Origin of the sequence: Ellagibacter sp. (assembly GCF_048412355.1) — a bacterium.
Taxonomy (GTDB): Bacteria; Actinomycetota; Coriobacteriia; order Coriobacteriales; family Eggerthellaceae; genus Ellagibacter.
In genome coordinates this window covers 1-25,897 of record NZ_DBFSAP010000057.1, presented here as the reverse complement: position 1 = coordinate 25,897, position 25,897 = coordinate 1, and the positions used below count along the sequence as shown (strand labels likewise).

General features: G+C 61.6%; 22 protein-coding genes and 1 tRNA gene. 22 read left to right on the top strand and 1 reads right to left on the bottom strand.

What is annotated here, in order from left to right:
• Window positions 1–13: 13 nt before the first annotated feature.
• The 3 genes from purM to ACMRQN_RS09435 all read left to right on the top strand — a co-directional run bounded on the left by purM (window position 14) and on the right by ACMRQN_RS09435 (window position 3,025).
• On the top strand, window positions 14–1,093 hold the full coding sequence (gene purM, locus ACMRQN_RS09445) for a phosphoribosylformylglycinamidine cyclo-ligase (RefSeq protein ID WP_418734772.1): 1,080 nt from the start codon (window positions 14–16) through the stop codon (window positions 1,091–1,093).
• Between the two features lie 99 nt (window positions 1,094–1,192).
• Window positions 1,193–1,507, top strand: coding sequence for a hypothetical protein (locus tag ACMRQN_RS09440; protein WP_418734771.1), 315 nt, complete (start codon window positions 1,193–1,195; stop codon window positions 1,505–1,507).
• Between the two features lie 72 nt (window positions 1,508–1,579).
• Entirely contained in the window at window positions 1,580–3,025 is a 1,446-nt protein-coding gene (locus tag ACMRQN_RS09435; protein WP_418734770.1) for a sodium-dependent transporter, read from the top strand.
• 291 nt (window positions 3,026–3,316) lie between these two features.
• Here ACMRQN_RS09435 and ACMRQN_RS09430 read toward each other — a convergent pair whose 3' ends face one another.
• Window positions 3,317–3,691, bottom strand: coding sequence for a hypothetical protein (locus ACMRQN_RS09430; RefSeq protein ID WP_418734769.1), 375 nt, complete (start codon window positions 3,689–3,691; stop codon window positions 3,317–3,319).
• A gap of 515 nt (window positions 3,692–4,206) precedes the next feature.
• Here ACMRQN_RS09430 and ACMRQN_RS09425 point away from each other — a divergent pair.
• From ACMRQN_RS09425 to ACMRQN_RS09335, 19 genes are all read left to right on the top strand, one after another.
• Window positions 4,207–4,815 (top strand): UvrD-helicase domain-containing protein, encoded by a 609-nt coding sequence (locus ACMRQN_RS09425; RefSeq protein WP_418734768.1) that lies wholly within the window; start codon window positions 4,207–4,209, stop codon window positions 4,813–4,815.
• A 90-nt stretch (window positions 4,816–4,905) separates the two neighbouring features.
• The gene (locus ACMRQN_RS09420) at window positions 4,906–6,321 is read left to right on the top strand and encodes a 3'-5' exonuclease (RefSeq protein WP_418734767.1); all 1,416 of its coding nucleotides are present in this window, start codon (window positions 4,906–4,908) and stop codon (window positions 6,319–6,321) included.
• Window positions 6,322–6,588: 267 nt separating this feature from the next.
• Window positions 6,589–7,203: a phosphoribosylglycinamide formyltransferase gene (gene purN, locus ACMRQN_RS09415; RefSeq protein ID WP_418734766.1), complete on the top strand. Its 615-nt coding sequence runs from the start codon at window positions 6,589–6,591 to the stop codon at window positions 7,201–7,203.
• Window positions 7,204–7,333: 130 nt separating this feature from the next.
• Complete coding sequence (locus ACMRQN_RS09410) at window positions 7,334–8,323, top strand: XdhC family protein (protein WP_418734765.1); 990 nt, start codon at window positions 7,334–7,336, stop codon at window positions 8,321–8,323.
• A gap of 87 nt (window positions 8,324–8,410) precedes the next feature.
• Entirely contained in the window at window positions 8,411–10,021 is a 1,611-nt protein-coding gene (gene purH, locus ACMRQN_RS09405) for a bifunctional phosphoribosylaminoimidazolecarboxamide formyltransferase/IMP cyclohydrolase (RefSeq protein WP_418734764.1), read from the top strand.
• 21 nt (window positions 10,022–10,042) lie between these two features.
• Window positions 10,043–11,218 carry a lysylphosphatidylglycerol synthase transmembrane domain-containing protein gene (locus tag ACMRQN_RS09400; RefSeq protein WP_418734763.1) on the top strand — a complete coding sequence of 392 codons (1,176 nt, stop codon included), beginning with the start codon at window positions 10,043–10,045 and terminating at the stop codon, window positions 11,216–11,218.
• Between the two features lie 36 nt (window positions 11,219–11,254).
• Window positions 11,255–11,689, top strand: coding sequence for a PaaI family thioesterase (locus tag ACMRQN_RS09395; RefSeq protein ID WP_418734762.1), 435 nt, complete (start codon window positions 11,255–11,257; stop codon window positions 11,687–11,689).
• A 116-nt stretch (window positions 11,690–11,805) separates the two neighbouring features.
• Window positions 11,806–11,882: transfer RNA gene (locus ACMRQN_RS09390), tRNA-Pro, on the top strand.
• A gap of 181 nt (window positions 11,883–12,063) precedes the next feature.
• The gene (gene tatA, locus ACMRQN_RS09385; protein ID WP_158050355.1) at window positions 12,064–12,327 is read left to right on the top strand and encodes a twin-arginine translocase TatA/TatE family subunit; all 264 of its coding nucleotides are present in this window, start codon (window positions 12,064–12,066) and stop codon (window positions 12,325–12,327) included.
• A 147-nt stretch (window positions 12,328–12,474) separates the two neighbouring features.
• Window positions 12,475–12,945, top strand: coding sequence for a transcription elongation factor GreA (greA, locus tag ACMRQN_RS09380; protein ID WP_276997304.1), 471 nt, complete (start codon window positions 12,475–12,477; stop codon window positions 12,943–12,945).
• A gap of 7 nt (window positions 12,946–12,952) precedes the next feature.
• Window positions 12,953–14,926, top strand: a complete 1,974-nt coding sequence (gene lysS, locus ACMRQN_RS09375) for a lysine--tRNA ligase (RefSeq protein ID WP_418734761.1) — start codon at window positions 12,953–12,955, stop codon at window positions 14,924–14,926.
• 247 nt (window positions 14,927–15,173) lie between these two features.
• Entirely contained in the window at window positions 15,174–17,756 is a 2,583-nt protein-coding gene (locus ACMRQN_RS09370; RefSeq protein ID WP_418734760.1) for an ATP-dependent Clp protease ATP-binding subunit, read from the top strand.
• Between the two features lie 644 nt (window positions 17,757–18,400).
• Entirely contained in the window at window positions 18,401–19,243 is an 843-nt protein-coding gene (ispD, locus tag ACMRQN_RS09365) for a 2-C-methyl-D-erythritol 4-phosphate cytidylyltransferase (protein WP_158050347.1), read from the top strand.
• A gap of 3 nt (window positions 19,244–19,246) precedes the next feature.
• On the top strand, window positions 19,247–19,741 hold the full coding sequence (gene ispF / locus ACMRQN_RS09360) for a 2-C-methyl-D-erythritol 2,4-cyclodiphosphate synthase (protein WP_417294665.1): 495 nt from the start codon (window positions 19,247–19,249) through the stop codon (window positions 19,739–19,741).
• A gap of 36 nt (window positions 19,742–19,777) precedes the next feature.
• Window positions 19,778–20,506 carry a serine O-acetyltransferase gene (cysE, locus tag ACMRQN_RS09355; RefSeq protein WP_418734759.1) on the top strand — a complete coding sequence of 243 codons (729 nt, stop codon included), beginning with the start codon at window positions 19,778–19,780 and terminating at the stop codon, window positions 20,504–20,506.
• Window positions 20,507–20,560: 54 nt separating this feature from the next.
• On the top strand, window positions 20,561–22,078 hold the full coding sequence (gene cysS / locus ACMRQN_RS09350) for a cysteine--tRNA ligase (protein ID WP_418734758.1): 1,518 nt from the start codon (window positions 20,561–20,563) through the stop codon (window positions 22,076–22,078).
• A 56-nt stretch (window positions 22,079–22,134) separates the two neighbouring features.
• Window positions 22,135–23,601, top strand: coding sequence for a U32 family peptidase (locus tag ACMRQN_RS09345; RefSeq protein ID WP_418734757.1), 1,467 nt, complete (start codon window positions 22,135–22,137; stop codon window positions 23,599–23,601).
• Between the two features lie 281 nt (window positions 23,602–23,882).
• On the top strand, window positions 23,883–24,188 hold the full coding sequence (locus ACMRQN_RS09340; RefSeq protein ID WP_418734756.1) for a CDP-alcohol phosphatidyltransferase: 306 nt from the start codon (window positions 23,883–23,885) through the stop codon (window positions 24,186–24,188).
• Window positions 24,189–24,343: 155 nt separating this feature from the next.
• Window positions 24,344–25,207: an Mrp/NBP35 family ATP-binding protein gene (locus ACMRQN_RS09335; protein ID WP_418734755.1), complete on the top strand. Its 864-nt coding sequence runs from the start codon at window positions 24,344–24,346 to the stop codon at window positions 25,205–25,207.
• Window positions 25,208–25,897: the final 690 nt, after the last annotated feature.

Sequence of the window (25,897 nt, the reverse complement as noted above, 5' to 3'; positions counted from 1 at the left end):
GAAGGAGCGAAAAGTGAGCGAGGAAATCACCTACGCGGCGGCGGGCGTTGATACGGCCGAGGGCGCGCGAGCGGTCGATGCGATCAAGGAAACCGTGCATTCAACCTACCGCCCCGAGGTCGTGGGCGACATCGGCGGCTTCGGCGGCCTGTTCTCCATCGCGGCGGCGAAGGGAATGGAAGACCCGCTGCTCGTGTCGGGCACTGATGGCGTGGGCACCAAGCTCAAGGTAGCCCAGCTTGTCGGCAAGCATGGCACGGTGGGCATCGACCTTGTCGCCATGTGCGTGAACGACATCCTTGCTTGCGGCGCCGAGCCGCTGTTCTTCCTGGACTACATCGCGATCGGCAAGCTGCGCCGCGAGCATGTGGCGGAAGTTGTCGCGGGCATCGGAGAGGGCTGCCGTCAGGCGGGCTGTGCACTCATCGGCGGCGAGATGGCTGAGCACCCCGGTGTTATGGACCCTGACGATTACGACCTGTCCGGCTTCACGGTGGGCGTGGTCGACCGCCCGAAGATGCTCGACCCCGAAAGCGTGCGCGAGGGTGATGTGCTCATTGGACTTGCGTCGTCGGGCTTGCACTCCAACGGTTACTCGCTCGCGCGCAAGGTGTGCGTGGAAGGGAAGAGTGCCGAGGAGCTTTTGGCGCCCGTTGACGCGCTCGGCGGCCAGTCGGTTGGCGAGGCGCTGCTCACCCCGACGCGCATCTACGTGAAGCAGGTGCTCTCCGTGCTCGCCGAGTGCCCCAAGGCCGTGCGCGCGCTTGCTCACATCACGGGCGGTGGCATCACCGAGAACCTCAACCGCGCGCTGAATTCGCAGGTGAATGCCCAGGTTGACTTGGGCACATGGCCCGTTCCCACAATTGTGAAGTACGTGTGCGAGGCGGCCGACCTCTCCGAGGGTCAGGCACTCAAGACCTTCAACATGGGTGTTGGCATGGTTCTGATCGTCGACCCTGACCGTGCGGACGAGGTGGAGGCCGCGCTCGCGAAGGCGGGCGAGACCACCTATCGCGTGGGCCGCATCGTCTCCGGCGCGGGCGAAGTGGAGTACAAGGGCGAGGGAAACCTGTACGGCTACGAAGGGTAACTCTCTTGCTTGCCTGCTGATGGGAGGCAGGCCCGCTGCGGGGCGAACTGAAGCGCTGCACGTGTCCATGCTCGGCACGTGCAGCGGCGCTCGCGGCACGTGCTCCCAGCTATCCAGATCTCACCCGCGATGCTTTTCGCCAAGCCTAGTGTGTGGGTGGGCCTTGCCACGCAGACGTCGCTGCTCTCCACCACGATCACGATGCTCGCCGCGCCGCTCGGTGCGCTCCTCGGCGCGGGAATCTCCCAGGGCGCTGGCAAGCTCGTGAACGTGGCCATGCCGTTCGCGGTAACGTGGCTGCTCGCGAACTTGCAGCCGAGCGTCATCTGCTTCGCGATCGTCGGCATTGCGCTTGTCGCTGCGATCGTCGTTATCGCGGTCGGGCCCGAGACGCGCGCGAAGCGCTTGGGCTAGGCGCCGTCCCTGCGCTACAATAGGCGGCTGGCGCGCATGAGGCGCGTCGGGAAAGATAGGGAACAAAGTAGTATGCCAGAGCAGAACACACCCGCCGCATCCGCGGCAACGCCCTCGCGCGAGCATTTCGCATCGCGTTTGGGGTTCATCCTCATCAGCGCCGGGTGCGCAATCGGGCTGGGGAACGTATGGCGCTTCCCCTACATCACGGGGCAGTACGGTGGCGCGGCATTTTTCCTTATCTACCTGGTGTTCCTCGTGATTTTGGGGCTGCCCGTCATGGTGATGGAGTTTGCGGTCGGGCGCGCGTCGCAGAAGTCGGCGGCTCAGGCGTTCGATAGGCTGCAGCCTTCGGGCACGTGGCACTGGTTCTCCTGGTGGGGCTACATCGGCTGCACGGTGCTCATGATGTTCTACACCACCGTGTGCGGCTGGATGCTCTCCTATGTGCCGAAGATGGCGTCGGGCGTTTTTGGCGGGGCGGATGTCCAGACGACAGCGGCCGTGTTCTCTGATATGCTCGCCGACCCTGTGGGGCTTATCGCGTGGATGGTGGTGGCGGTCGTGGTCGGCGCGGTTGTGTGCGGCATGGGCCTGCAGAAGGGCGTCGAGCGCATCACCAAGTGGATGATGGCGACGCTGTTCGTCGTCATGATTGTGCTGTGCGTGCGCGCGGTGACGCTGCCCGGCGCGGGGGAAGGGATTGCGTTTTACCTCGTGCCTGATTTCTCTCGCTTGTTCGCGGGTGCAACGGCGGCGGAGCAGTTGGCGACGTTCAGCGACGCGGTGTTCGCTGCTATGGGGCAGGCGCTTTTCTCTCTTTCGCTCGGCATGGCTTCGATGGAAATCTTCGGGTCCTACATTGGGCGCGAGCGCAGCCTTGCCGGTGAGGCGATTTCGGTGACCGCGCTCAACACCGTCGTCGCCGTTCTGGCGGGCCTCATCATCTTCCCCGCATGCTTTGCCTACGGTGTAAGTCCTGATCAGGGGCCGTCTCTTGTATTCGTGACGCTGCCTATGGTGTTCGGGCAGATGCCTTTGGGCAACGTGTGGGGCGCGCTGTTCTTCGTGTTCATGAGCTTCGCCGCACTCTCGACGGTGATTGCCGTGTTCGAGAACCTCATCAGCTGGTCGATCGACAAGTGGGGCATCACCCGTCGCCGTGCCGCCGCGATCACGGGCGTTCTCGTGCTTGCGCTGTCGCTGCCGTGCGCGCTCGGGTTCAACGTCCTTTCGGGCGTGACCCTTCCGGCCGTCGGGGACATCCAGTCGATTGAGGACTTCATCGTGTCGAACAACCTGCTCCCCTTAGGTGCGCTGTTCTTCGTGCTGTTCTGCACGACGCGCTGGGGCTGGGGCTGGGAGAACTTCCTCGCCGAGACCAACGCGGGCCGGGGCGTGCGCTTCCCGTCGTGTGCTCGCCTGTGGCTGAAGTTCGGGATTCCCGTGCTGATCCTCGTCATCTTCGTGCTGGGGTACGCCCCGAAGATCGCGGCGTGGCTGGGGCTCGCAGGGTAATATTCGGGGCTGCGCGACTTTCGCGGGAAGAGGGCTTCCGGGCTGCGGGTTTCCCGATCTGTGGGTCTCCCCGGCTGCGGGCTCTCCCGAGTTGCGGGCCCCCGAGCTGAGGGCTTCGCTTCCCGTGGCTCCTGCAGCAGATGCCTTCGTCGAGATGAGGCTTTGCTTCTTATGGCTCCTGTGACGAACACCTCGTCTGGTCGCAAGCTTCGCTTCCCGTGATTTCCGAGGTAGAACACTTTGCCGAGGTACAAGCTCTCGAAGGAAGTGGCGCTTTTTCTCGATTTCAGCTTATCTGCTGGATGAGGCCTGTCGAATGTGTGGCGTCCCGATATCGGCTCGCCTGTCGGGCGCGGTCTCCGAATGCGCGTTCTTTCTCGATTTCGGGTCGTCGTGGACAAAAAACGCCGATATGTGAGTCGCCGCGGCTATCTGCGGGTTTCCCCCGAGTGGCTCGAAAGAGAAAGCCCAGGTCGCAAATCGGCGGGAATGCGAGTCCGACATCGTGCCGCCCGACGTCGCTCGCATATCGACCGATTTTGTCCACGGCGACCCAATTTTCGTGAAGAAGGCCCTCGCGATGGCGTTTGGCGTCGGTAGCGCGAAGGTGGTCATGGCGTTCGATCCTGGCAGCGCAATGACGATCACGGCGCTCAGCTTCCTCATGGCGACCGACTTCCTCACGACGATCGGCTTCAACGTGCTGAACGCGTCCGTCGCCAGCTTGAACTCACCATCCGTTCTCGACGAAGTACCGCTTCCGCGGCGCGGGAATCTCCCAAGGCGACGGCAAGCTCGCGAACGTGGCCATGCCGCTCTCGGTGGCGTAGCTTCTCGCGAACTTGTAGCCGAGCGCCATCTACTTCGCGATCGTCGGCATCGTGGTAGTCGCCGCGATCGTCGTTGTTGCAGCCGGGCCCGAGATGCGCGTGAAGCGCTTGGGCTAGGCGAAGTCCCCGTCACGAAAGCGGATTGGCTTACGCAGAGCGTCCCGTTCGACGTTACCTTCTGGAAAGGTGATATTCTGTCTGCATGTAATATCATACGCTTAACTTTTGGGTCAGTTGCAAGAGTTGGCGGATTTCGCCTTCTGTCGCAACGATGCAAGGTGCCGTGCTTCCTGGATGGGATGCGCCCTTTTCCAACGAGCATTGCGGTAGAAGACAAGAAGGTGATTTCCGATGGGCACTCTGAATCTCACGCGTGAACAACGGCATGCGGTTGACGTAGCATCGGACTTGGGGAATATCAAGAACCCTACGGCAATCTCTGGACCTGCTGGTAGTGGAAAGACCCTTGTGGCGGCTGTAGCTGCCGAGCAGTTGGCCTCCCAAGGAACGCTATTCGAAGATACGGCCGATGAGCGTGTTTATCTTGTCACGTATACAAAAGAGCTCGTTAATTACGTTTCAAGGCAGCTGCCTGATATTATCGGTAGCGAGACGGCTCACGTCGCCGTAAGAACGGTTCATGCATACTTGAAAGCGTTTCTTGAGAAAAATAAGTTTGAAAAATATCGTTACGTTGATGGGGAGGAGCGGCGCTCTCGTTTCATAAAGCGATATATCGACAAACACAAGGTTGAACTATCCTTATCCGGCTGTCTTGCAGACGCGGCTTTTCTTGACGAAGAAATTGGTTGGCTTCTGGGGCGAGGCATTCGAAGCCTCAATAGATATCTTGAGGTCAAGCGTGTCGGTAGGCGTACTCGCCTCTCGAGTGATCAGCGAAAACAAGTTTTCACTCTTTATAAAGCTTATATGGCAAGTCTTGCCGATCTTTCCGACTAAAAGCAAAAGGTCTTCGACTTCGACGATATTGGCAATCAGGTTCTGAACTATTGTGAGCACCGTGAATGTAAGCCGATAGCGGCGCATCTCGTGATCGATGAGGTTCAAGATCTTCCCATCACGTGGATTAAGGCTTTGTGCGGGACAGTTTCGGGAAAAGTTGTTTTTACAGGCGATACGAACCAGTCGATTTACGGACGTGGGTTTACTTGGCAAGAGGTTACGGGGAAACGCGTTAGGCCAATTCGTCTGACTGAGGATTTTCGGAGTACGCAGCAAATTTATCTAGCCGCCCGATTGCTTATGGACTTTGGCATAAGATCGGATACGGAAATGGGACAACCTGCCCAGAAACGCCGTAATGGGCAAAAGCCACGGTTGATTTTCTGCAATGGACAGCAGTCTCAGCTCAATCGGATTCAAGAAACCATCGGCGCACTTCGCGCTGGCGATAGCAAATGCACAATTGCTATAGGCTCCCCTTGGAAGTCTGATGCTTTAGGCCGGCTTAAGTCTCGGGGTGTGACGGTGACGACCCTCCATTCCCTAAAAGGCCTAGAGGCCGATCACGTGATTCTGGTCGATCTCGATGAGGGGAAGTTCAACTTTTCGAATGAGTTTACTCAAGAAGATACGAATCGCCATTTGCTCTATGTCGGCATGACTCGTGCGACAACGTCTTTGACAATGATGTCCGCTACTGATAACCCTTCGCGTACGCTTTACGAGCTTTCGTCGGATTTGATTGAGGTGGACGACAGCGATAATCCCAAGGCGCGTCAGGCTTTGGCGAAAAGACGCTCGGAGGAGGCTGTTAAAGCTCGTTGTAATTTTGAGCAGCTTGCGAAAGAAAAGGTCGAGAGCGACGAATCTCTTGAGCAGGCTACGCGAGATTTGGAAGAAGTTGCAGATTCTCCCTCTTCCAGTCGACACAAAGATGAATATATCGTCGAGCTTGAGCGGATGTTGGAGGAGGCTAAACGGCGGGCGGCGAAGGCGGACGAAAGGTTCCGAAGGCAGGAAGACGAGCTTCGTGTATATCGTGCGCGAGAGAAAAGCGATAAAGTTGCGAGGGAGCGAAGTGCTGCCGATGGAGGGAGTCGTCCTTCTTTTGTTAATGACGCAAAGATTCTCATCCTTGGTCTTTCGTCGGGTGTAAAGCGAAAGGACTTGCCGGGAATTTTCAATTCGGTAGGATTGCCCCGTGATGCTTTTGCGGCGTTAACATACGACGAGGTTCATAGTGGAAAGTTCGATCCTCGGCAGTTGATTGGCAGTATTCGGTATTCGGATATTTTCGTGGGTACCACTCCACACAAGGCGAAAGGAATTGGTGATTTCTCCAGTCTCGCTGAGTACCTTGAAAGCAACAAGGCAGATTTGCCAAAACTAACTTTCTTTGAGAATGAAGACGGTACTCTTAAAGCGATGTCTAAGACAGAGCTGAAAATAGCGTTAACGCAAAGCGATCTCTATGCCGCGAAAAAGGGCATCAATTTGGAGTGAGGCGTTCCGTAACGAAAGAGAGCGCTTCATGATGAGAAAGCCAAAGAGGGACGGAGCGTACCTGGCGGGTCAAAGAGATAAGGGCGGATCTTCTCTTAAGGCGCGACAGAGGCAAACGGCGAAAGATCGTGCGATGGCTCTATTTCTGAGGAAGTTCAGCCGATGCTCCCTCTCGCCTAATGAACTCCAAGGCCAACGCGTATACTATCTGACGATAGCGATTCGAAGTGCTTGCTGGGTTTGACTCCCAGTCGAAAGGGCGGTTACGTGACCGACAGACTTAAGATTGGCGTGCTGCTTTCGGGCAGCGGAACGAACTTGCAGGCGATTATCGACGCGATTGCCGAGGGCCTGCCCACCGACATCGTGCTCGTCGTGTCGTCGCGCCCCGACGCGTACGGTATCGAGCGCGCGCGTGCGGCGGGAATCCCCACGCTCGTGATGAATCGCGAGAAATACGCCGATGTGCTCGCAGCCGACGCGCAGATCGTCGAGGCGCTTCGGGAAGCGGGTGCGGAATACGTGGTCATGGCGGGCTACATGCGCAAGGTGACCTCCGTCATGCTCGACGCGTTCCCCAACCGCGTGCTCAACCTGCATCCGGCGCTTCTGCCGTCGTTCAAGGGCGCGCACGCCATCGCCGACGCGTTTAACGCAGGCGTGAAGGTGACGGGCGTCACGGTGCATTTCGCGAACGCCGATTACGATAAGGGCCCTATCGTTGCGCAGCGCGCGATTACAGTGGCCGAAAACGATACGCTCGACACGCTCGAGGCAAAGATCCACGATGTGGAACACGTGCTCTATCCTGAGGTCATCGGGCTGATCGCCGAAGGGCGCGTCGCTGTCGACCCCTCCACGAACAAGGTTCACATCAACTGATGGCAACTGCGGCGCCACCTCGCAGCGGCGTCGGGAACTGTGACGTCGGCTCCAACACCGGCGTCGATAGCGCGACGCTTATGTCCCTTAACGGCGGCGTCGGGAAACGGTTTGAAGAAAGGACAGCTCCATGAACAAGGCCGTGCTGCAATCCATCATCGACGACTTGAAGGCGGGCCGGACCCCGCAGCTCTCGTCGGAGGATTTCCCCTGCTTTTCCGCCGAGGCGCTCGCGGGGAACAACCACGTTGCCCCCGAATATCTCGACGTCATCGCGAAGAGCCTGACCGAGGCCGACATCCCCACGTTCGAGCGCGCCATCCGCGCCGTCGACGAGGGCGATCTGGCGTGGCTCGGCTTCAAGGTGATCTACGACGCCGCCGAGGCGCAGAAGAACACCGACAACGAGGTCACCAAGAAGTATGGCGACCAGGGTTCCGCCGACGGCGAGCCGCTCGTCTTCTTCTGCAACGACGCGAAGGAAATCGTGTCCTCGCGCACGCCGAGCCCGCGCGACATGTTCCAGATGAAGGACGTCACGCGCGGCCCCTCGATGCACAACGAGCAGTTCGAGGGCCTGACCTGGCGCTCCGTCGCGCTGTTCGACCAGGTTCACGTGTGGCTTTTGGGTGCCTCCGACGCCGCGAGCGAGCTTTCCGCGCTTGCGACCCATGTCGGCTTCAAGGTGACGGTTGTCGACTACGACCCCGCCTACATCTCCGATGAGCGCTTCCCCGACGCCGCGCGCATCGAGCTTCCGGGCGACAACTTCGACGGCCTCGACGAGTACCACGCCGCGCCCGCCGATTACGTCTGCGTGCTCACGCGTGGGCACATGTTCGATCCCGAGTCATGCGTGTGGGCGGTTCGCCACAACGTGCATTACGTGGGCATGATGGGCTGCAAGGGGAAGAACACCACGGTGCACGACCTCGTGACCTCGCGCGGCGTCACCGAGGAGCAGTGGAATTCCATCAAGCGTCCCATCGGCTTGAAGTTCGGCGCGAAGACGCCCGCCGAATTGGCGATCGCTATCGTCGCCGAGCTCATCGACGTGCGCTACAAGGAGCGCTACAGTGATGAGGCCCGCGAAAGGCACGATCAGTCGCTCGGACGATAGCGACCGCTTCCTGGCTTGCGCGAGGTGCGCGGTGGGCGTAGGGCTGCGCACCCTGAAGAAGTTCCAACCCTTGAGAGGAGAACATACATGGCTGATCCCAAAATCAAACGCGTCCTCATGTCGGTGACCGACAAGACGGGCGTCGTCGACTTCGCGCGTGCGTTGCACGACGAGTTCGGCGCAGAAATCATCTCGACGGGCGGTACCGCGAAGGTCATCGCCGAGGCGGGCGTTCCGGTGACCCCCATCGACGAGGTGACGAATTTCCCCGAGATGATGGACGGCCGTGTGAAGACGCTGCACCCGATGGTGCACGGCGGGCTTTTGGCGAAGCGCGACAACCCCCAGCATATGGCCGAAGCTGCCGAGCACGGCATCGAGATGATCGACATGGTCGTCGTGAACCTGTATGCCTTCGAGAAGACGGTGGAATCCGGCGCCGATTTCGGCACCTGCATCGAGAACATCGACATCGGCGGCCCGTCGATGCTGCGCAGCGCCGCGAAGAACTTCGAGAGCGTGGCCGTGGTCACCGACCCTGAAAGCTACGACGACATTCTCGCCGAGATGCGCGGCAACGACGGCGCCACGAAGCGCTCGACCCGCGCCCGCCTGGCCTTGAACGTCTTCGAGACCACGAGCTCCTACGATGGGGCCATCGCCGACTGGATGTTCGAGCAGCTCGCCGAGGAGGACGACTCCCTCGAGGCCGAGGGCGAAGGCGAGTTCCCCGACTACTACGACCTGTACATGGTCAAGCAGCAGGGGTTGCGCTACGGCGAGAACCCGCATCAGGAAGCCGCCTTCTACCGCCTGCCCGACTTCGAGAGCGAGCACAGCCTCGTGAACGCCGAGCAGCTCAATGGCAAGGAGCTTTCCTACAACAACATCCTCGACACCGACGCCTGCTGGTCGCTCGTGCGCGAGTTCGACGAGCCCGCCGTGGTCATCTTGAAGCACCAGAACCCGTGCGGATCGGCCACTGCTGAGAGCGTGGTCGAGGCCTTCGACAAGGCCTTCGCGTGCGACCCGAAGAGCGCTTACGGTGGAATCATCGCGGCAAACCGCGAGGTCACGAAGGATGTGGTCGACCACATCAACGAGAACCATCTCTTCGTGGAAGTGCTCATCGCGCCCTCGTTCGCGCCCGACGCGCTCGAGCTTCTGCAGCAGAAGAAGAACCTGCGCGTGCTCGCCACCGGCGGCGTCGACGCGCCTTCCGCGCTCGAGTTCCGCTCGGTCGACGGCGGCATCCTCGTGCAGGACGTCGACCGCGTCGCCGAAGATCCCGCCACTTTCACGGTGCCCACCGACCGCAAGCCGACCGACGAGGAGATGCACGAGCTGCTCTTTGCGTGGCGCGTGTGCAAGGGCGTGAAGAGCAACGCCATTCTCGTGTCGCGCGACCATGCGGGCATCGGCATGGGCCCCGGCCAGCCGAACCGCGTCGACTCCGCACTCATCGCGTGCAAGCGCGCCCACGAGGCGTGCGATCGCATGGGCGTGCCGGCCGAGGGGCTCGTGTGCGCGTCCGACGCGTTCTTCCCCTTCCGCGACAATGTGGACACGCTGTCCGAGTGGGGCGTGACCGCCATCATCCAGCCGGGCGGCTCCATCCGCGACGAGGAGTGCATCCAGGCCGCCAACGAGCATGGCATCGCGATGGTCTTCACCGGGCATCGCCACTTCCGCCACTAGGGACAGGGACGAACCTCAACTGTGAAGTTCAGCATCAGAAATCTGCTGGTCGGCCTCGTGCTCATCATCGTTTTGGCGGTGGTGTTCTTGCGGGGCGACCAGCTGGCCGAACTCGCCGAGACCATGCAGCGCGGCTCCACGATCCCGCTCGTCGCGGCTATTCTCACCCAGCTGTGCAAGTACGTCTCGCAGAGCTTCGCGTACTCGTCGTGCTTCCGCGCGGTGGGGGAGCACATGGCCCCGCGCACCACGCTGCCGCTCGTGTTCGGCACCTTCTTCATGAACACGATCGCGCCGTCGCTCAATCTGGCGGGCACCACGCTTGTGGTCGATGACGCGCGCCGCCGCGGGATATCGCCCGGCAAGGCCACGTCGGCGGCTCTGCTCATGCAGATTACGATCGACGGCGCCTTCTGCACCATCATGATCTTGGCGTTCCTTATCCTGCTGGTCACGGTGGGCCTTTCTCCCGTGTGGTTCCTTTTGGGCATGGTGGTGATGCTGCTTGTGGGCTGCATGATCGGCGTGCTCGTCCTGGGCCGCAAGCGCCCAGCGCTCATGCTGAAGATCCTGCGCCCCATCGAGCGGCTGGTGAACCGCATTCGCGGCCTGTTCAAGAAGCCGCCCCTCAAACCCTGGGTCGAGAACATCGCCTCCACGTTTTCCGAGGCGGCGGGCCTGATCGGCCACAGCCCGAAGCCGACGCTCAAGGCCTACGGCTGCTCTCTTATCGCGTCGACGTGCGAGCTAAGCTGCTTCGCGCTCGTGGGTGTGGCGTTCGGTGTGACGAGCCCTGAGGTTCTCATCTGCGGTTATGTGGTGGCGACGCTGTTCGCTATGATCTCGATCACGCCGCAGGGCGTCGGCGTCGTGGAGGCCGCGGTGGTCGTGGCGTTCACAATGTTCGGCGAAACGGCGGCAGCAGGCACGGCTATTGGCCTGGTGTATCGCGGCATCGTGTTCTGGATGCCGTTTTTGATCGGCGCCATCCTCATCCAGCGCACGAAGACCTTCCAAGGCGAGGGCAAGAAGGCCATGGAAGGCACCGAGAAGAACCGTCTGGAAGGCGCCGACAAGATGGCGAAGGAAATCGACGCGATGGTGCAGGCGGGCACGGGAGCCATTCCCCCTGTGCCCGAGCGTGAGGAGCCTCGCAAGCGCCGCAGCGGCACCGACCGCCCCTCGCGAGGGAGATAGCTGCCTCGCCCACATGCAACTCAAGGAGAGCCATCTGTGAGCTTCAACGAACTGCTGGGAATCACCTTTCCCGAGGCGAGCGGCACGCTTGTGCGGGGCGAGCTTCCCATTACCGACGCCATTCGCCAGCCGTTCGGCTTTGTGCACGGGGGTGCTACGATCGCGCTGCTCGAAGCGGTGGCGAGTCTCGGCACCGGGCTTCAAACCGATGTCTCGCGCGAGCTGTCCTTCGGGGTGAACGTGAACGTCACGCATCGCAAGAGCGCCGTCGACGGCACGCTGCATGGCGAGGCCGCACTCGACCGCGAGGAGAAAAGCTCGAAGGGCTACCGCAAGCTGTTCTGGAACGTGTGTGCGCGCGACGATGCGGGCGATGTCATCTCGGAGGGCACCGTCATGTGCATGATCGTGCCGCAGAAGGCCGCCATCGACAACCCGCACCTTGCGAGCACTCCGAACATCTTCCGGTAAGTCCGCCACCAGGCGCAGGGTGCGCCGACGTCAACGTGTTCCCTTTCCTTTGAAAAAAGGGCTTGCCAAGCGGAATCGTTATGGTAATATACCGTTTGCTGTCGCAAGCAGCACTTCGGGATGTGGCTCAGCTTGGTAGAGCGCTGCGTTCGGGACGCAGAGGCCGCAGGTTCAAATCCTGTCATCCCGACCATCGAATTCGAAACGGTGGTCTCTTCGGAGGCTGCCGTTTTTCTTTTGCGCAGGTCGTTCCCCATATGTTAATTCTGTCCATCTGCGCCGATTTTCCCCAGTTGTGGTACCCTTTCTGCTCAGCGCGAACACTGCATTCATGCGCGACTTCGTCGCATACAGGAACGTATTTGGAGGAATGTATGAAGATCTTTGGTATGGGCACCCCGGAATTGCTCATCATCCTTGCGGTCATCCTGCTTATCTTCGGGCCGAAGAATCTCCCGAAGCTCGGCAGCGCTCTCGGCAAGACCGTGAAGAACCTGCGCGACGGCATGGGCGCCGGCAAGAAGGACAAGAAGGAAATCGAAGAGGCTGAAGACGAAGAAGAAGTCGAGGAAGTCGAAGAGGAAGAGGCGCCCGCAAAGAAGACCGTGAAGAAGACGGTCAAGAAGAAGAGCGAGTAACAGCCCATCCACATCGATGGATTTGCGGCGCGCGCGGCGGTGGAAGCGTGCGCCGCATTCGTATGTTTATTCCCAAGTAATGGGGATTGAACGGGGAAAACGGTGCATCGAACGATGCGCCGCTTCGTGTTTTTGAAGGGACTGACCATGGCAGACAGCAACTACATCCTGACGCCGGAGGGCCGCCAGAAGCTTGAAGAGGAGCTTCACTACCTCGAGACCGAGAAGCGCGCCGAAGTGGGCGAGCGCATCAAGGTTGCCCGCGAGTTCGGCGACATCTCCGAGAACTCCGAGTACGACGACGCGAAAAACGAGCAGGGCATGATGGAAGCCCGCATCGCTGAAATCGGCCGCATCCTCTCCGAGGCGACCGTCGTCGAGGCGCCGAAGCGCTCCTCGAAGGTGACCATCGGCTCCACCGTCACCGTTGACATGGGCGGACGCGAGCGCGTCTTCACCATCGTGGGCGGCGCCGAGGCCGACGTGGCCGCCGGCAAGATCTCCAACGAGTCCCCCGTGGGCGCGGCGCTTCTCGGCAACAAGAAGGGCGACGAGATCGAGACCACCGGCCCCACCGGCCGCGTCATCAAGATGACGATTTTGAAGATCGAGCACTAGGATAGGTATGGCTGACGAAACTACCAAGCAAGTAATCGAAGACGACCCGATCGAGGTTCGCAAGGCGAAGCGCGCGGCGCTTATCGAGGCGGGGGAGAACCCCTACGGCCACGCGTTCCACTACACGCATCACCTGACCGATCTCGATGAGAAGTACGCCTCGCTCGAAGACGGTGCCTCCACCGAGGACGAAGTCGACGTGGCTGGCCGCATCATGGCCAAGCGCGTCCAGGGCAAGATCGCGTTCTTCGAGTTGCGCGACGCGACGGGCGACATCCAGCTGTTCTGCCGCATCAACGCACTCGGCGAGGAAGTCTTCGCTGCAATGAAAGACCTCGACGTGGGCGACTGGATCGGCGTTCACGGCACCATGATGCGCACGAAGCGCGGTCAGCTTTCCGTCGCCGTCACGGGCTACGAGCTTCTGTCCAAGTCGCTGCGCCCGCTGCCGGAGAAGTTCCACGGCTTGGCAGACAAGGAAACGCGCTATCGCCAGCGCTATGTCGACCTTGTTATGAATCCCGAGGTCAAGAGCACGTTCGAAAAGCGCTTTAAAATCGTGGCTGCCATTCGCCGCTATATGGAGCAGCAGGGTTTCTACGAGGTGGAGACGCCGTTTCTGCATCCTATTCTGGGCGGCGCGAACGCGAAGCCGTTCGTTACGCACTTCAACGCGCTCGACCGTGACTACTTCCTGCGCATCGCGACCGAACTGCCCTTGAAGCGCCTGCTCGTGGGCGGTTTCGAGAAGGTTTTCGAAATCGGTCGCCAGTTCCGCAACGAGGGCATGGACCCGTACCACAACCCCGAGTTCACCACGATGGAGGCCTATCAGGCGTTCTCCGACCTCGACGGTATGATGGAGCTCACGCAGGGCTTCATCCAAGCCGCCGCCATGGAGGCTTGCGGTACGTTACAGGTTACCTACCAGGGCACCGAAATCGACCTGTCGGGCGAATGGCGCCGTGCGACCATGATGGAGCTCGCAAGCGAGCACGCGGGCGAGGAAGTGTCCTTCGATCGCACGCGCGAGGAGCTCGTCGCCATTCTGGAGAAAAACGGCGGACATGCAGAAGACGCATGGGGCAAGGGCAAGCTCATCAGCGAGATCTTCGAGGCTGTGGCCGAGGAGAAGCTCGTGCAGCCCACCTTCGTGTGCGATCATCCGCTCGAGATTTCCCCGCTCGCCAAGAAGAAGGCGGACAACCCCGAGCTCACCGAGCGCTTTGAGCTGTTCATCTGCGGACACGAGTACGCGAACGCCTTCAACGAGCTGAACGACCCGGTCGACCAGGCCGAGCGCTTCCGCGCGCAGGTCGAGGCGAAGGATATGGGCGACGACGAGGCCATGGGCTACGATGCCGACTACATCCGCGCGCTCGAGTACGGCATGCCGCCGGCGGGTGGCGTGGGCGTGGGCATCGATCGTTTGACGATGCTGCTCACCGACTCCGCCACCATCCGCGACGTGCTGCTTTTCCCGCATATGAAGGACGAAGCCCCCGCGAGCGGAAAGGCGGCAGCAGCTGCCGCGGCGGCGCGCGCTGCGAAGGCGGAGCCTGCCGAGGCGGCATCCGAGCCCGAGCCGATTGACTTCTCGAAGGTGGTCATCGAGCCGCTGTTCGAGGAGCAGGTCGATTTCGACACCTTCAGCAAGTCTGACTTCCGTGCCGTGAAGGTGAAGGAATGCGTGGCCGTGCCCAAGTCCAAGAAGCTGCTGCAGTTCACGCTCGACGACGGCACGGGCAACGACCGCGTCATCCTGTCGGGTATTCACGCGTACTACGAGCCCGAGGAGCTCGTCGGCAAGACGCTCATCGCGATCGTCAACCTGCCGCCGCGCAAGATGATGGGCATCGACTCGTGCGGCATGCTCCTTTCCGCCGTGCACGAGGAGAAGGTCGAAGGCGACGCCACCGAGGAGCGCCTGAACCTGCTCATGGTGAACGACCGCATCCCCGCAGGTGCGAAGCTGTACTAAGCGTTTATCGAATCGCATAGTCTTGAAGGGCCGTCTGGGCAAATGTCCGGGCGGCCTTCTTCGTATCATGGGCAGCCCGTCATGCGTCCTTGATGAATCCGAACCACCTCCGATTTGTTTGGGTCTTGTTGATTTGCTTCGCGATGCTTTCTGTATTATGTATACGGACTTTCTCTGCATTAGCACTCACTTGACAAGAGTGCTAGTATGAATCGCAAACAAACGACCTTGTGAGAAACGAGGATACATGTCATTCGACAAGTTCACCGACAAGGCACGCAAGGTGCTCGTGCTGGCGCAGGACGAGGCCCGCAGCCTTCACCAGCCCTATGTGGGCACCGAGCACATCCTGCTCGGACTGATTCAGGAAAAGGAGGGCCTCGCCGCCCAGGCGCTCGAGCGTTTGGATATCAAGTACGACGCGGTGGTGCAGGCCATCCGTCAAGTCGTCACGATCGATGAGAGCGCCGACGTGTCCGGCCACCTCTCTTTCACCTCGCGCGTGAAGCGCGTGCTCGAGAACTCCCTGCGCGAGGCCATGCAGATGGGGCAGTCCTACATCTCGACCGAGCATCTGCTTTTGGGCATCGTGCGCGAGGGCGAGGGTACGGCGCTCGACGTGCTCGGCCGCTTGGGCGTGAAGGGCGACGACATCCGCGGCGCCTTGAACGACCTGGTGGGGCAGAGCCCTGTTTATGCCGGCCGCAGCGCATTCGACGCGATGGGGGCGTCTCCCGACAGCATGCTCAAGGAGTTCGGCACCGACCTCACCAAAAAGGCATCCGACGGCAAGCTCGACCCGGTCATCGGCCGTGCGGGCGAGATTGAGCGCGTCATGCAGGTGCTCTCGCGCCGCCAGAAGAACAACCCGCTGCTCATCGGCGAGCCGGGTGTGGGCAAGACCGCCGTCGTGGAAGGGCTCGCGCAGCTCATCGTTGCGAACCAGGTGCCCGACCTGCTGCGCAACAAGCGCTTGTTCACGCTTGACGTGTCCGCGCTCGTGGCGGGCAGCAAGTATCGCGGCGAGTTCGAGGATCGCCTGAAGAAGTGCATCAAAGAGGTGCAGGACGCGGGCGACATCATCCTGTTCATCGACGAGATGCACACGCTCATCGGCGCGGGCTCGGCCGAGGGCTCCATCGACGCTGCGGCCATCCTGAAGCCGCCGCTGTCGCGCGGCGAGATCCAGGTCATCGGCGCCACGACCATCGACGAGTACCGCAAGCATCTGGAGAAAGACTCCGCGCTTGAGCGCCGCTTCCAGCCCATCACCGTCGGCGAGCCCAACGAGGAGCAGGCCATCCGCATCCTGGGCGGCTTGCGCGATCGTTACGAGGCGCACCATCAGGTGCATTTCACCGACGAGGCGCTCCAGGCGGCCGTGGAGATGTCCGACCGCTACATCCAGGATCGCTTCCTGCCCGACAAGGCGATCGACGTCATCGACGAGGCGGGCGCGCGTATGCGCATCCGCAACATGACGCTGCCCAAGGAGCTGCGCGATTTGGACGACCAGCTGCGCGAGGTTCGCTCCAAGAAGGACAAGGCCATCGGTGCGCAGGATTTCGAGACCGCAGCCGAGTTGCGCGACAAGGAGAGCAAGCTTAAAGCCGAGCGCGAGCAGGCCGAGAAGAAGTGGGAGGAAGATACTTCCAAGCAGGTCTCCCAGGTCACGGTGAAGGATATCGCCGACGTGGTTTCCATGACCACGGGCGTGCCGGTGTCCAACTTGACCGAGGCCGAAACCGAGAAGCTTCTTCGCATGGAGGGTGTGCTGCATGAGCGCGTCATCGGCCAAGACGAGGCCGTGACGGCGCTTTCGAAGGCCATTCGCCGCAGCCGCGCGGGCTTGAAGGACCCGAAGCGCCCGGCAGGCAGCTTCATCTTCTTGGGCCCCTCGGGCGTGGGCAAGACCGAGCTTTCCAAGGCGCTCGCCGAGTTCCTGTTCAACTCCGAGGACGCGCTGTTGAGCTTCGATATGTCCGAGTACATGGAGAAGCACAGCGTGAGCCGTCTGGTCGGCTCGCCCCCAGGCTACGTCGGCTTCGACGAGGGCGGCCAGCTCACGAAGGCGGTGCGCCAAAAGCCGTACTCGGTCGTGCTCTTCGATGAGATCGAGAAGGCGCATCCCGATGTTTTCAACATCCTGCTGCAGATCCTCGAAGAAGGTCGCCTGACCGACGCGCAGGGCCGCACGGTCGACTTCCGCAACACGGTCATCATCATGACGTCGAACGTCGGAGCACGCGAGATCGCGCAGACGACGCCGCTTGGTTTCTCTGGTAGCGACCATGCGGGGCTTTCCGATAAGGAGATCAAGAGCCGCGTGATGGCTGAGATGAAGAAGCTGTTCAGGCCCGAATTCTTGAATCGCATCGACGAGATCATCGTGTTCAAGTCGCTCACCGACGAGCAGATCGCCCAGATTGTCGACCTTATGGTGGCCGATTTACGCGAGCGCATGATTGCACAGAACATGTCGATCAACCTGACGCTCGCGGCGACGAAGCTCATTGCGAAGGAGGGCACCGACACCACGTTCGGCGCGCGTCCCCTGCGTCGTGCAATACAGCGTCTTTTGGAGGATCCACTTTCCGAGCAGATTCTGGAAGGCAAGTGGCAGAGCGGCTCCATCGTGGATGTGGACGTGGATGAGTCCGGTGAGAACCTCGAATTCAAGCAAGGGTCGGGCGTCGTTCCCGCGCCGCGCAAGCGCGACAGCATCGCGCGCGATGCCGAGCTTCTGCTCACGAACTACGACTTGGGCCACGCGGGCTTGCCGAGCGCGGGCTCAGGCGGCGGCACAGCATCGGGCGGCGCCGCAGACTAACGCGAGCGAGCGCGGCGCAAGCGGGCGGCGCGGAGCGCGAATGCGGGCAAGCGAGCGCGGCGCGTGCGAGCTAGCGAGCGCTGCGTCGCGAGCACCCGGCAAACCTATCAGGCGGGCACCTATCTCAGGTGTCCGCTTTTTTGCGTTCCGAGAGGCTTTTGAGCTTGTGGCACGGGTGCCAGAAGGCGGAAAAGATGGGTGTGCAAATCTTTTCAAGGGCCGCATGGAGCAGACCCCCTCGTTGGTGGCCAACTGGGCGAGTTGTGCGCCGTTTTTTTCGGGCTGCGATTTAGCGTGAAATTCGTGACCAGGCATTTTGCAGGGCGTTCTGGCTTAGGCCGTGTCCCTGCGTGCTCAGCGACCGCCAAAACGTCGCACAATTCGCTCAAGTGACCACGAACTGGCCTGTGTGCTCCCGCTGAGGGTTCCGAAGCGGTCGATGGACTTGCTTCTTGCCCGTTTCCCACCCGCGCCCCCAGCAGCCTCACGCCTCGCGCCCCGCACGCAGCCCGCAGCCTCTTTCAACTTGTTATGCGGAATGACTCCGCTCGCTCGCTGCTTGCCGTAAAATAGCACGCAAACGATGCGTCGGGTCTCGGGCGCACTCGCACCCCCGCGGCCCGACGAACAAGGGAAGGACTCTCATGCCGAAAACGATCGACCCTATATACACGCCCTCCGTGCTCGATGTGCCGGACGCGATGTTCGATGACCTCGACTTCGATGCGCTCACGAAAACCGTGTGCGGCTTGCAGGGCGTTGTCGACCCCAAGCCGAAGACGGCCGCCATCATCCTGGCGGGCGGTTCGGGCGAGCGTTTCGGTCGCGAAGGCGGCAAGCAGCTCGTCGAAATCGCCGGGAAGCCTATTCTCACCTGGTCGGCAGAGGCGTTCGACGCTGTGGGCGACGTGGGGCTCATCGTCATCGTGTGCCCCGAGGACCGCCAGGAGGAATACCTCAACCGCGCGATCAACCCGTTCCCGTTCGTCACGCCCATCGTGGTCGCGCCCTCGGGTCCTTCGCGTCAGGAGTCGGCGTTCTCCGGCCTCGAGTACGTCACCGACGAGTACGACTATGTCGTCTTGCACGACGGCGCGCGTCCGCTCGTTTCTCCCGAGCTCATCTTGCACACCATCAACACCTGCAAGGGCAACATCGATTGCGACGGCGTCATCGTGGGGCACCCCGCGGTTGATACGCTCAAGATTGTGGAAGACGGCGTCATCATGGGCACGCCCGACCGCCGCGTGTTCTGGGATGCGCAAACGCCGCAGGTCTTCCGCACGGGAATTTACCGCCGTGCGCACGCGAGCGCGCTTTCCGATGGCTTCGTGGGCACCGACGACTCGTCGCTTATCGAGCGCCTCGGCGGCAAGGTCCTCGTGGTGGAAGGCAAGCGCAACAACATCAAGCTCACGGTGCCTGAGGACTACATGATGCTCGCTGCTGCCGTGCGCGCGCTCTATCTGAAGCAGCCGGAGGAATAGCCGATGGATCCCAGGAACCTCCGGATCGGCCAGGGCTACGATGTTCACCAGCTCGTTGAGGGACGCAAGCTCATCATGGGCGGCGTGGACATTCCCCATACGCGGGGCCTTCTCGGACACTCCGACGCCGACGTGCTCGCGCATGCGGTGGCCGACGCGCTTTTGGGCGGCGTTCGCGGAGGGGACATCGGCAAGCTGTTCCCCGACACCGATCCCGCTTACGAAGGCGCCGACTCCATGAAACTGCTCGCTGCCGTTGCCGGTTTCGTGCGCGATCGCGGCTACGAGATCCTCGACGTCGACAGCGTCATCGCGGCTCAGGCGCCAAAGCTTTCCCCCTACCGCGATCAGATGCGCGAGAACCTGGCGCGCGCGATGGGCATCTCGCCGGAAAACGTGGGCGTGAAGGCGACCACGACTGAGCATTTGGGCTTCGAAGGCCGCGAAGAGGGCATTTCGGCTACGGCGGTGGCTCTTCTCGTTCGATGTACGGATTGAGTTTGCTATAATCCTACTTGAACAGAGGGGTTTGCTATGAATATTTTCAAGACGATCGCCGAAGATGTCCGTGCCGTTAAGGAACGAGATCCTGCTGCGCAAAGCTCGTTCGTCATCTGGCTCACCTACCCAGGCCTCCACGCGCGCTGGTCGCATGTGGTGGAACACTGGCTGTGGAATCATGGCCTAAAGAGCCTCGCACGCATATCGTCGCAGTTCACGCGCTTCATGACGGGTGTGGAAATTCACCCGGGCGCCCAGATCGGCCGCCGGTTCTTCATCGACCATGCCATGGGCGTCATCATCGGCGAGACCACCATCATCGGCGATGATTGCACGCTCTACCAGGGCGTCACGCTCGGCGGTACCGGCAACGAGACCGGCAAGCGCCATCCGACTCTCGGCAACAACGTCATCGTGGGCGTGGGCGCGGCGGTGCTTGGCAACATCACCGTCGGCGATAACTCCAAGATCGGCGGCGGCGCGGTGGCGGTGAAGGACGTGCCGCCCAACTGCACGGTCGTCGGCATCCCCGGGCGCATCGTCAAGCGCGATGGCAAGCGAGTCACCAGCGAGCAGTCTGCCACCGCGAAGCGCATGGAGAGCCTCCCCGATATCGTGGAAGAGCAGCATCGCTCCAACTGCGCGCGCATCGACTACCTGGAGGCGCAGATCGCCGCGTTGCGCGACGAGGTCTGTCCGCAGTTCAAGAAGGCGCTCGCCGATGTTGAGCCTGTAAGCCCGGAGGATTTGGAAGAGGACTAGGCGCCCGCCAAACGAGCGCTTTCTCAGCTATCACAAGAAAGTATCAGGAACCTTATGATTAAGATCTACGACACCAAGCTGCGCCAAAAAGTCGAGTTCCAGCCGAAGGAGCCCGGCAAGATCAGCATGTACGTGTGCGGCCCGACCGTGTACAACCGCATCCACATCGGCAACGCGCGCACGTTCATCAGCTTCGACGTGATCCGCCGCTACCTCATCTGGCGCGGCTTCGACGTGACGTTCGTGCAAAATGTCACCGACGTTGACGACAAGATCATCAAACGCGCAGGTGAAGAGGGTAGAAGTGCGGCGGAGGTGGCCGCCGAATACACCCAGGCGTTCATCGGCGACATGCACGCGGCAGGCGTGCTCGACCCCGATGTGCGCCCGCGCGCCACAGGTGAGATATCCGACATGATCGCGCTCGTGCAGGAGCTCGTCGATGGTGGGCATGCCTACGAGGTCGAGGGCGACGTGTACTTCAGCGTGCGCTCGTACCCCTCTTACGGTGAGCTTTCCGGTCGCAATATCGACGAGATGGAATCGGGCCATCGCGAGCTTCGCGCCGATGGCCAGGGTCTTGAGGCTCGCAAGCGCGACCCGCTCGACGTCGCCCTGTGGAAGGCGGCCAAGCCTGGCGAGCCTTCGTGGGATTCCCCCTGGGGCAAGGGGCGCCCGGGCTGGCACATCGAGTGCTCGGCCATGTCGCGCAAGTACCTGGGGCTTCCCTTCGACATCCACGGCGGCGGCGCTGACCTGGTGTTTCCGCATCACGAGAACGAGCGTGCGCAAAGCGAGGCCGCGTGCGGCTGCACGTTCGCGCGCCACTGGATGCACTCCGGCATGCTGCAGATCGCCAACGAGAAGACCGGCGAGATTGAGAAGATGTCGAAATCGCTCAACAACTTCCTGCTTCTGCACGAGGCGCTCGACATCGTGCGCCCCGAGACGCTGCGCATGCTCATGCTGCAGACGCACTACCGCAGCCCGCTCGTGTTCGGCGACGCCCGCTTGGCCGAGGCCGACGCGGCGCTCACGCGCATCGAGAACACGGTGAAGAACCTCGAGTGGCTGCTTGCGTCCGCGACGGGCGAGGGCGCAAGCGCGCTCGACGCTGCGGCAATCGAGGGGGCAACGCAGACGGCGCGTGCGGCCTTCGTCGACGCGATGGACGACGACTTCAACGCCCCCGCCGCACTGGGCGCGGTGTTTACCCTGGTCGGCGACGTGAACAGCGCGATCGCGGGCAAGGAGCCCACCGCTGCCGATGTGCCCGCGCTCATCGCCGCGCGCGACTCGATCGCCGAGCTCATGGGCGTGTTCGGCATCGACGTCGCGGCGGCTACTGCCGAGGGCGACGCCTATCCCGTCGAGGTCGTCGACCTTGCCGCCGAGCTCGCCGGGTACGCGGGCGGCAACGCGACCGAGGCCGTTGAGGCGCTCGTGGCCCTTCGTGCCGAGGCGCGCGCTTCGAAGGATTGGGCCCGCGCCGATGCGGTGCGCGATGGCATGGCAGCGCTCGGCCTCACGATCAAGGACACGCCGCAAGGCCCTCAGGTGGAAATGGCGTAGCGCAGGCGCGCCTCAGACGAGCGGAAGAGCGTGATCATCTGAATACCCAACGCAACATGGAGCTCCTTGCGCCTGCAGGGGGTATCGAGCAGCTGCGCGCTGCCGTGCGCTTCGGCGCGGACGCGGTGTACCTGGCCTCTGATCGCTTCGGCATGCGCGCCCGCGCGGCGAACTTCGCGCTTGAGGACATCCCCGCTGCGGTGGAAATCGCCCACGCCGCGGGCGTGAAGGTGCACGTCACCGCAAATATTCTTATGGAACAAGGCGACCTGGCCGCGCTGCCTGACTACTTCCGCGCACTCGATGCGGCGGGGGTCGACGCCTTCATCATCGGCGATTTGGGGGCGGCCGCCATTGCCCGTCGCGTGGCCCCGCGCGTGGCGCTCCACGTGTCTACCCAGGCATCCGTCGCCAACTCCGAAGCGGCGCGCGTGTGGCATAGCTTGGGAGCGAGCCGCGTGGTGTGCGCGCGGGAGATGTCGCTTGACGATATCGCCCGCATGCGCGAGGACATGCCGGCAGACATGGAAATCGAGGCGTTCGCGCACGGTGCCATGTGCATGGCGGTCTCGGGGCGCTGCCTTATCAGCTCCTATCTCACCGGCCGCTCGGGCAACCGCGGGCACTGCACGCAGCCCTGCCGCTGGAGCTACACGCTCGAGGAGGAGAAGCGTCCGGGCGAGCATTTTCCCATCGAGGAAGACGACCGCGGCACGTTCATCATGAACGCGAAGGACATGAACATGCTCGCGCACCTTGACGCGCTGCGGGCGGCGGGCGTGGACTCCATCAAGATCGAAGGGCGCAACAAGAAGGCGTTTTACGTGGCCAGCGTGGTGAACGCATATCGTCAGGTGCTCGACGGTGCGCCGGTCGCCGATTTCGCACCCGAGCTTGAGGCGGTGTCGCATCGCCCGTACGGGACGGGGTTCTTCTTTGACGAGGCTGAGCAGGCTTCTAACTACGATGGCTATGAGCAGCAGGCGATGCACGTAGCCGACGTCGTCTCGTCAGATGCGGGGACTCGCACCATCGTTGCGCGCTGCCGCAATCGCTTCGCGGAAGGGGAGGAACTCGAGGTTCTCAGCCCGCGGGTGCCGATTACCCGTGTTGTCGTGCGCAATCTCACATGGCTGCCCGATCCCATGGAAAGCGATCCCGACCCTGCGCCGGTGCCCGTGCCCGTGGCGAACCGCTCGTGTGGCATCTATCGCTTCTCGGTTGGGGCAGCGGCCGGAGAAGGCGCAGTTGCCGCTGCCGCGACTGGGGCTGAGACCGACGCCGGTGTCGGCGCTGCTCTCGAGGCGGGCACCAGCGCTGCAGTCGACGCTGCCGCGATTCTCGCCGATGATGGGGCCGCTGCTGCCGGAGCAGACGCCGGGGCGAGCGATGCCGCCGCAGCTGGTGCCGATGCTGTTCCCGCGGCTCGCGCGGGTGCAGGCATCACCGGCCTCTCCCTTCCCGCTGCGGGGGACTTCCTGCGTGTGCGCCGTTTCCGCCGCTCGGCGCGCTCGGGCGCATAGGACAGCGTGACGCCCGCGATCGGCGCAACCTTCGCGGGCGTCACGTTCCCATTTCGGGACACACGAGCCGCGCCCCCGAGGCGATTCCCGTCGCGCCGCTTCGCCAACTCCCGGCTCGTTTTCCCCTGCTGAATAGCTACGCCCGGGGGCGTGATATAGTCACTTTCACGTGGGATTTCGAAAAAGCGCCTGGCGCTCGCTATTTCTTCGCCCAACCCTTAAAAGTCCGCGCGCTTCTTGATATCATGTTCCCAAGGTAAACCCGAAGAAAGGGGTCGCTTATGGGAACCAAGGCGGTCGATGCTCTCGAAATATCCTTTGAGGATATGCCCATGTACCTGCGCGCCAAGCATTCGGTGTACATGGACGTCAATGGAGCGAGCTATTACCTCACCGATGTGAACGATCGGTACTGGCGCGCGCAGGACACCTCCCGGAAAAACGAGAAGGGCCACTACGTCGATTGTAGCGAGCTTGTGCCGACGGTCGGCGAGTTCCTCGACATTCCCTTCGTCGATGGCAAGAGCCTGAAGGAAGTGTTCGACGACGCGACATTCTACGCATCGGAAAGGCCCGAAGACGAGTAAAAGGCGAAGGCCATTTCAACAATCAAATAGCAAAACCTTAAGGCGGCTTCGGCCGCCTCTTTAATTGCTACTGTTGTGATACCATGTGACTCGTAACGGTGGTCGCGCCAGGGGGAGCGGCCTTTGGCTTAGACGACGAGAAAGAGAGAAGCCTTATGGCAGAAGAACAAGAGTGCTCGCATTCGTGCGGCAGCTGCGGCGTTGAGGGCTGCGGCGAGCGCACGGCACCTTCCAAGTACGCGACCAACGCGGCGAGCAACGTGAAGCACGTGATCGGCGTTGTGTCCGGCAAGGGCGGCGTTGGCAAGTCCCTCGTGACGAGCCTGCTCGCAAGCGAGCTGCGCAAGAAGGGTTTCAACGTCGGCATCCTGGACGCCGACGTCACCGGCCCCTCCATCCCGAAGACGTTCGGCGTGACCGACAAGCTGCATGCCGATGAGACGGGCATCTACCCGGCGCTTACCGACAGCGGCATCAAGGTCATGTCCGTGAACCTCATGCTCCCGAAGGGCGACATGCCCGTCGCATGGCGCGGCCCGGTCGTCTCCGGTATCATCAAGCAGTTCTGGGACGAGACCAACTGGGGCGACGTCGACTACATGCTGATCGACATGCCTCCGGGAACCTCCGATGTGTTCCTCACGGTGTTCCAGATGCTGCCCGTTGATGGCATCGTCACCGTTTCCGCACCTCAGGAGCTTGTTGCCATGATCGTCGGCAAGGCGGTCAATTTGGCGCACGACCTGGATGTCCCCGTTGTGGGCCTGGTCGAGAACATGGCGTACTTCAAGTGTGACGAGTGCGGCAAGGAGCATCATATCTTCGGCGAGCCTCAGGGTGCTGCCGTTGCCGAGAAATACGGCATCCCCGCAGTGGCTACGCTGCCGATCGACCCGAAGTTCGCAGCCCTGTGCGACGAGGGCAAGGTCGAGGAATACGATGTTGCCGGTGCGCTCGACGACATCATCGCCCATGTGGAGGCTGCAAAGCGCGAAGAGGCCGAGGAGAAGGCCGAATAGCGCTCGCGAGAAGACTTGACCCCAGGGGCAGGCTTCTCAAGCGTGCGACTAGCCAAGCGCCGCCTCGCGGAATGAGGCGGCGCTTTTGTTTTGGAGTAGGGCACGGTGTCCCTGTACAAAAACGACGATATGTTGTGCAGAAACTATGTAGAACTCCTCAAAATGAGCGAATTTGAGGAATAACGCGACGTGATATCGCTTTTGATGCGACATTTTCGGTACAGCTAAGAGGGATAATCAGGCAGCATCACTATTCCTTCACAACTTATCGTCATTTTTGTACACGAGTGATCGATGGAGTCGGTTGGGGCGCTGGGGGAATATTTTTCGGGCTCGCGCCTCGCGCTGGCGCAATCTTGCAGCAGGCGGCATCATGTCGAGTTGGCGTCCGGCTGTGGGTCTTATCGCTTAATTGCTCGAGGAGATTGCGCTGAAATCCCATATGTTTTTTGCGGAGGAAGGGGATGGTGGCGTGCGCATGTTCTCGCGTGCGGCTTATCGGGGCATGGCGACTTCTTGCGCTCGCCGGCGGCGTCACGACCGCTGTGTGCGGCTTCAGCAAACTCGCTGAAAACTTTTTCAAAAAAGTGCTTGACCGAAATCGTCGTTCTGTTAGTATAGTCGATGCACCTTTTACGGGGAATTAGCTCAGCTGGGAGAGCGCATGGCTGGCAGCCATGAGGTCAGGGG

Bases quoted from the DNA above. Each gene is read 5' to 3' on its own strand.
- ACMRQN_RS09435 (WP_418734770.1), top strand. From the start codon at position 1,580: ATGCCAGAGCAGAACACACCCGCCGCATCCGCGGCAACGCCCTCGCGC.
- cysE (WP_418734759.1), top strand. From the start codon at position 19,778: ATGAATATTTTCAAGACGATCGCCGAAGATGTCCGTGCCGTTAAGGAA.
- greA (WP_276997304.1), top strand. From the start codon at position 12,475: ATGGCAGACAGCAACTACATCCTGACGCCGGAGGGCCGCCAGAAGCTT.
- lysS (WP_418734761.1), top strand. From the start codon at position 12,953: ATGGCTGACGAAACTACCAAGCAAGTAATCGAAGACGACCCGATCGAG.
- ACMRQN_RS09335 (WP_418734755.1), top strand. From the start codon at position 24,344: ATGGCAGAAGAACAAGAGTGCTCGCATTCGTGCGGCAGCTGCGGCGTT.
- ACMRQN_RS09370 (WP_418734760.1), top strand. From the start codon at position 15,174: ATGTCATTCGACAAGTTCACCGACAAGGCACGCAAGGTGCTCGTGCTG.
- ACMRQN_RS09425 (WP_418734768.1), top strand. From the start codon at position 4,207: ATGGGCACTCTGAATCTCACGCGTGAACAACGGCATGCGGTTGACGTA.
- ACMRQN_RS09345 (WP_418734757.1), top strand. From the start codon at position 22,135: ATGGAGCTCCTTGCGCCTGCAGGGGGTATCGAGCAGCTGCGCGCTGCC.
- ispD (WP_158050347.1), top strand. From the start codon at position 18,401: ATGCCGAAAACGATCGACCCTATATACACGCCCTCCGTGCTCGATGTG.
- ispF (WP_417294665.1), top strand. From the start codon at position 19,247: ATGGATCCCAGGAACCTCCGGATCGGCCAGGGCTACGATGTTCACCAG.
- ACMRQN_RS09410 (WP_418734765.1), top strand. From the start codon at position 7,334: ATGAACAAGGCCGTGCTGCAATCCATCATCGACGACTTGAAGGCGGGC.
- cysS (WP_418734758.1), top strand. From the start codon at position 20,561: ATGATTAAGATCTACGACACCAAGCTGCGCCAAAAAGTCGAGTTCCAG.
- tatA (WP_158050355.1), top strand. From the start codon at position 12,064: ATGAAGATCTTTGGTATGGGCACCCCGGAATTGCTCATCATCCTTGCG.
- purH (WP_418734764.1), top strand. From the start codon at position 8,411: ATGGCTGATCCCAAAATCAAACGCGTCCTCATGTCGGTGACCGACAAG.
- ACMRQN_RS09430 (WP_418734769.1), bottom strand. From the start codon at position 3,691: ATGAGGAAGCTGAGCGCCGTGATCGTCATTGCGCTGCCAGGATCGAAC.
- ACMRQN_RS09340 (WP_418734756.1), top strand. From the start codon at position 23,883: ATGGGAACCAAGGCGGTCGATGCTCTCGAAATATCCTTTGAGGATATG.